Origin of the sequence: Algoriphagus sp. (assembly GCF_024642405.1) — a bacterium.
Taxonomy (GTDB): Bacteria; Bacteroidota; Bacteroidia; order Cytophagales; family Cyclobacteriaceae; genus Algoriphagus.
This window is the reverse complement of sequence record NZ_JAHEBC010000227.1, coordinates 1-6,170: the sequence shown is the minus strand read 5'-3', so window position 1 is coordinate 6,170 and position 6,170 is coordinate 1. Positions and strand designations below refer to the sequence as shown.

6 protein-coding genes are annotated in these 6,170 nt (G+C 36.2%); all 6 read left to right on the top strand.

The window, feature by feature from the left end; translation table 11 throughout:
- Positions 1-1,499, top strand: a 1,499-nt coding sequence (locus Q0L68_RS14755; protein WP_296704705.1) for an ABC transporter ATP-binding protein, incomplete at its 5' end; no start/stop codon positions are given.
- Positions 1,500-1,530: 31 nt separating this feature from the next.
- Positions 1,531-2,622 carry a glycosyltransferase family 4 protein gene (locus tag Q0L68_RS14750; protein ID WP_296704702.1) on the top strand — a complete coding sequence of 364 codons (1,092 nt, stop codon included), beginning with the start codon at positions 1,531-1,533 and terminating at the stop codon, positions 2,620-2,622.
- A 72-nt stretch (positions 2,623-2,694) separates the two neighbouring features.
- Entirely contained in the window at positions 2,695-3,375 is a 681-nt protein-coding gene (locus Q0L68_RS14745) for an acylneuraminate cytidylyltransferase family protein (RefSeq protein WP_296704699.1), read from the top strand.
- Positions 3,368-4,408, top strand: coding sequence for an N-acetylneuraminate synthase (neuB, locus tag Q0L68_RS14740; protein ID WP_296704694.1), 1,041 nt, complete (start codon positions 3,368-3,370; stop codon positions 4,406-4,408). Before Q0L68_RS14745 ends, neuB begins: the two co-directional genes overlap by 8 nt.
- The gene (gene neuC, locus Q0L68_RS14735) at positions 4,377-5,531 is read left to right on the top strand and encodes a UDP-N-acetylglucosamine 2-epimerase (protein WP_296704691.1); all 1,155 of its coding nucleotides are present in this window, start codon (positions 4,377-4,379) and stop codon (positions 5,529-5,531) included. Before neuB ends, neuC begins: the two co-directional genes overlap by 32 nt.
- Positions 5,528-6,170, top strand: a 643-nt coding sequence (locus tag Q0L68_RS14730) for a hypothetical protein (protein WP_296704688.1), incomplete at its 3' end; no start/stop codon positions are given. The genes neuC and Q0L68_RS14730, both read left to right, overlap by 4 nt.

Here is a 6,170-nt window from a genome sequence, read left to right as displayed (position 1 = left end):
TTAAGTTTTTTGATGGGGTTTATAAGACAAAACTTCAAATGGAGTTTGTAAAAAAACTTCGTTACGAAATGGTGGACGGCTTGGAGGGAATGAGTTTCAAAAACTTCGTCAACTTAGATGCTGGGAAAATCCAGAATACACTTTCTGGTGAAGTATTTAAAGTGACTTATAGTTTCCTCACTTATTTCAGTACGATTCAATACCTAGTCCTATTGAGTGTATATGTCACTTTGGCGATGTTATCCAATTTCCAATTTGCGATATTGGTAAGTATTGGAGGCTTTTTATCTAATTTCCTTTTCAAGTTTATTTTCAAGTTTACTGAAAAAGCTTCAGTAGGAGTAACAGCCTTTAATCATGAATTTCAATCCTATCTAATTCAGGCAGTTCATAATTTTAAGTACTTAAAAGCGACAGATTACTTTTCAAAGTATAAAATGAAGCTCAAGGCGATCATTGATTCTATTGAAGAGCAACAGAAGAAAATTGGATTGTATAGCTCGTTTATGTCAAGTACTCGGGAGCCGATTGTTCTGCTGGTCGTAGTCGCGGTTATATTGGTACAAGTAAATTTAATGGGAGGGCAGATTTCCAGTATTATGGCAAGTTTACTCTTCTTTTACAGAGCTTTAAACTATGTCATAAGCTTACAAACAAGTTGGCAAGGTTTTGTATCTCATTATGGAGGGATAGTAGCAGCCATGGAGCTGATGGAGGAATTCAGAACTTTGAAGGAGCCGGGAGACATTAGTAATAAGGTAAGCAAAATTGAAAACATCAAAATTGAAAATCTGCAATTTGCCTATAATCCCAAAATCCCTGTTTTGAGGGATATAAACCTAAATGTTGAAAGGTTAAAAACTTTGGCATTAGTAGGAGGTAGTGGTAGTGGAAAAACTACTATGGTAAATTTGATTATTGGACTTTTGGAACCCACGGAAGGGAAATTCATTATAAATGGAACCAGCAGGGATGCATTTGATAGATCTTCTTATAGAAGAAGGTTTGGATATATTACCCAAGAGCCGGTGATTTTCAGTGATGATATTTTTAATAACGTCACTTTTTGGGATGAGAAAACTCCTGAAAATATAAAGAGATTTAACCACGCCACTAAAATGGCAAACATCAATACTTTTATAGAGGGTTTGCCTGAAAAGGAAAGTACAAAATTGGGGGATAATGGGATTTTAATTTCTGGAGGGCAAAAACAGAGGATTTCAATTGCAAGAGAACTTTACAAAGAAGTTGATGTCTTGATTTTGGATGAGGCCACTTCTGCACTTGATAGTGAAACGGAAAGATCCATCCAGGAAAACATCGATAACTTAAGAGGGAAATATACCATCATCATTGTGGCCCATAGACTGAGCACCGTGAAGAAAGCTGATAAAATCCTAGTATTAGATTCAGGTAATGTAGTAGGAGATGGGAAATTTGACCAGCTTATTGAAAATAGTAAGTTGTTTAAAAGAATGGTAGAATTACAAGAATTCTAAACACGTGAATTGAGTTTATTTTTATTTCACCTTGAAAGAAAAAATTAGAGTATTAGTATCCAATTTACCTTTACCATACCATGGAATCGGTAGTTGGACTGAGGAATTCAATTATTTCTTAAAGAAAAATAAATTCTTTGACTATGTCTTATCTCCAAGTAAGGATCAAGATGAAGTGTTTGCTTTTAGTGCGAAAAGAAAATGGTTTAGAGGTTCCTCGTTTTTTAGAGATTCAGCCCTTAAAAATTGGGTTGTTAAAGATTACTCTGATAAGCTTTTAAATCTATCAGAAAAAAATACCCCTCTACAGATTTTAGTTCTTGACGATCAGGTTTTGTTAGAGGGCATATGTAAGTTAAAGGATCGTTTGCCAAAAGGTACTGAAGTCATTTTCTATTATCATGGCCATGCACTATCCTTAAAGTCTGTTTATTCTTCTCTTGTTGATAAGGTGTTTTTTCTTACAGAAGCAGGTTATAAAGAAAGCTTAAGAATCAACAATGAGTTTACCCCAGAGGTAGAAATTATCGGAAATGGGGTTTCTTCAGATTTGTTTTTCCCTCTTACTTCTCAACAAAAAACCCTGATTCGTCAAGAATTAGGCTTTGCTTCGGAGGATAAGATTATTTGTTGGATGGCAAACTCTAGACCAGTGAAAGGAATTCACTTATTCGGTAAAATGATTCCAAGATTATTGGATTTAGACCCAAAAGTAAAAATCATAACCATTGGACATAATTCCAATCCAGATTGGGAACATAATAGGGTAAGCCAATTGGGAAGGTTAAAACCAAAAGAGTTATCCAGATATCTTCAAATAAGTGATTACTATTTTTTCACTTCACTTTGGAAAGAAGGCTTTGGTTTATCCTTAGTAGAGGCAATAAAATGCGGGAATTTTATTTTTACTTCCGCGAATGGTGGAATTAAAGATGTGGTGAGAGGTTACCCTTTTGTCAAATTGATCGACACTCCAAATATTATTGATTCTTGGATCTCTGAATTTCAAAATCAATTACTCTCTTTTCCAATGGAAAATAAGGAAGAGGAAATGAGTCAATTTCTGAAAGACTTCCATAGTTTGGAATCTTGGGAATTCCGATTAAAAAAAGGACTAGAGTAGGGGGAGTCAAAAAATATTTTTAATTCAAAAAATTTGATTCGTTCTTCAAAAAATGCCGAGACCTGATAAATAATGAATTATCAAATCGTAATACCCGCACGAGGAGGCTCAAAGAGATTTGTTGGTAAAAACATTATCGATCTTAATGGAATTCCATTGATAGCTCATTCAATCAATTTTGCAAGACAGAATTTTCCTGAAAATGATGTTTTTGTCAATACAGATACCGAGGAAATAGCAAAAATTGCCAGGGGATTTGGGGCTAAAATCACGATGAGACCTGAGTCTTTGGGCTCTGATACAACAAGTTCTGTAGAGGTCTTACAGCAGCAATTAAGCTGGTTTGAGTCCAATGAAATCCTTTGTGATGCAATCATTCTACTCCAGGCCACTAATCCGATTAGACCAAAAAATCTATTAAAAGAGGCAATTTCCAGATTCGAATCTTCGAATAGAAAAAGCTTGGCTGGATTTTCAGTTTTGCCAAAAAAGTTTGGAACTATTGATGAGTCAAATTTTTATCATCCTGAAAATTATCTCCCTGGACAAAGGATGCAAGATTTGACCCCTAGGTATTTTGAGAATGGTTTGATTTATATCACTCTCGCAGAAGCTATTAAGAATGGAGAGATTATTACCAGGGATGTATATCCCTTACAAATAGATCATATAGCGAGTACTGTAGATATTGATGAACCGGATGATCTTACCTATGCTGCTTATATACTTGAACATTTAAAGTCATATGAATAAATACATTGAAATTGCAGGAAGAAAAGTTGGACCTGATTTTCCTCCTTTAGTTATTGCCGAGTTGGGGATTAACCATGAAGGAAGTCTTGAAACTGCATTCGAAATGGTAGATGCTGCAGCTAGAGCGGGTGCTGAAGTGGTAAAGCACCAGACTCATATTGTGGCAGATGAGATGAGTAAAACTGCCAAAAAGGTAATTCCAGGCAATGCAGATGTTTCCATTTATGATATTATGGAAAGATGTGCTCTAAATGAAGAAGATGAAAGAGCATTGAAAACCTACGTGGAGAGCAAAGGAATGATTTTTATTTCCACTCCATTCTCCCGAGCTGCCGCGAATAGGCTTCAAAGTATGGATGTTCAGGCTTTCAAAATCGGTAGTGGAGAATGTAATAACTATCCACTATTGGATCATATTGCTTCTTTCGGAAAACCTATGATCCTTAGCACAGGAATGAATACCATAGAAAGTGTAAAGAAAGCTGTTGCGACAATTCAAAAACATGGAGTTCCACTAGCTATTCTTCATACTACCAATTTATACCCCACTCCAATTCATTTGGTTAGACTTGGAGCTATGCAGCAGCTCATGAAAGAATTTCCTGGAATCCCAATCGGGCTAAGTGACCATACGCTTTCAAATTTGGCATGTTTTGCTGCTGTGGCTCAAGGTGCATCGATTTTAGAACGGCATTTTACAGATCACATGCAAAGGAACGGGCCAGATATTGTTTGCTCTATGGATGAGCAGGCATGTAAAGAATTAATTGAAGGCAGTAAGGAAATACATTTGATGCTTGGTGGTAAAAAGGAGCCAGCAAAGGAAGAACAAGTGACAATTGATTTTGCATTTGCAACTGTAGTGACGACAGCTCCAGTAAAGGCCGGTGAGCCATTTACAAAAGAAAATATATGGGTGAAAAGGCCTGGGACAGGAGAAATTTTGGCAGAACACTACGAATCCTTAATTGGTAAAACTGCATTGGTTGACCTTGATGCAGATGAACATGTTTCCTGGAAAGATGTCCAATAAAAAGAAACTTCTATTTCTAACTGGCACTAGAGCGGACTTTGGGAAACTGAAGTCCCTTATTGCTATTACCAAAGATCATCCTGACTTTGAAGTACATATTTTTGCTACAGGAATGCATATGCATAGAAAGTATGGGTATACAGTTCTCGAAATTCTGAAATCCGGTTTTGATAATGTATACCAATACATCAACTATACTTCCGAAGCTAGTATGGATCTGACCTTGGCGAAGACCATAGAAGGTCTTTCATCCTATATTCAGGAAAATAAACCAGACCTTTTGATTATTCATGGAGATAGAGTAGAAGCACTGGCAGGTGCGATTACAGGTTCTATGAATAACATTCTGGTAGCTCATATTGAAGGTGGAGAAGTATCAGGAACTATTGATGAACTCATTCGGCATTCGGTTTCAAAAATGAGCCATTTACATTATGTATCTAATGAAATAGCCAAAAAGAGATTGGTTCAAATGGGAGAAATGGAAGAAAATATTCATGTGATAGGTTCCCCGGATATTGACCTAATGTTTTCTGATAAACTTCCCACTTTTGAAGAAGCATTAAATTATTATCAAATTCCTTTTAGAGAATTTGGAGTATTGATGTTTCACCCAGTTACCACCGAGGAAGATAAAATGGAATTCGCGGCTGCTCAACTGGTAAATGCTGCTTTAGATTCGGATCAAAATTTTCTTGTAATCTACCCTAATAACGATTTAGGTTCCAGACATATATTGTCTGCCTACGAAAAACTTAAAGGAAATCCACGTTTCAGTATCTTTCCTAGTTTGCGTTTCGAATTCTTTTTGGCACTACTAAAGAAAAGCCAGTTTATGTTGGGGAATAGTAGTGCAGGTATTCGAGAAGCACCTTATTATGGGATTCCTAGTATTAACATTGGCTCTCGCCAACAAAACAGAGCGCTTCATTCTGAGATTATCAATGTTAATTACGACAAAGACGAAATTCTTTTAGCTTTAAATCAAGTAAAAGGGTTGGATAGACATCCAGTTCAACAACTTTTTGGAAAAGGAGATAGTGATCAGTTGTTTCTAAAATCATTATTGAAATCTGAGTTTTGGGGGACTTCCAAACAAAAGCTGTTTAAAGATATTTTATGAAAATTTGCTTCCTGATCCCGGATGGGGTTGGTATAAGAAATTATTTGTATTCTGATCTTCTAAAAAGATTACATGAGGAAGGCCATGAGATTATCATCTGGCATGCACTTTCTCCGGAGGTTGTGAAATTATCAGCTTCTCTTAATGGATTTATTCCAGAAGAAAAGACATTTTCTGTATTTAAGGAAGATTTCTCGGTTCAATTGCTGAAGGAAAGTTCTTGTTATGCAAGGTTAAGGCATAACGAAAAGATTACTTCAAACCCTACGATCATGCTGAACTGGCATGAGAAAAAAGGATCTTGGCAAAGAAAAGCACTTATAACCTTATCTGAGTTTTTTGGGAAGCAGATAAAAGGATACGAAGGAATAACTGGAACTGAAAAAATTTTTCTAAGCCGAATTCGAAGGTCACAGGCATATAAGCAGTATCTACAAGATTTGAAGGAAATAAATCCAGACCTTTTATTTTGTACGCATCAACGATATCCAGGTGCCGCCTATGCAATGGAAGCTGCCAAAGACTTGGGAATTAAAACGATGACCGCGATTTTTTCCTGGGATAATTTACCAAAAGCAAGGTTGGCACTTAGAACAGATTATTATACAGTTTGGTCTGAACACATGGCCTCCGAACTTA

Bases quoted from the DNA above. Each gene is read 5' to 3' on its own strand.
- neuB (WP_296704694.1), top strand. From the start codon at position 3,368: ATGAATAAATACATTGAAATTGCAGGAAGAAAAGTTGGACCTGATTTT.
- Q0L68_RS14745 (WP_296704699.1), top strand. From the start codon at position 2,695: ATGAATTATCAAATCGTAATACCCGCACGAGGAGGCTCAAAGAGATTT.
- neuC (WP_296704691.1), top strand. From the start codon at position 4,377: ATGAACATGTTTCCTGGAAAGATGTCCAATAAAAAGAAACTTCTATTT.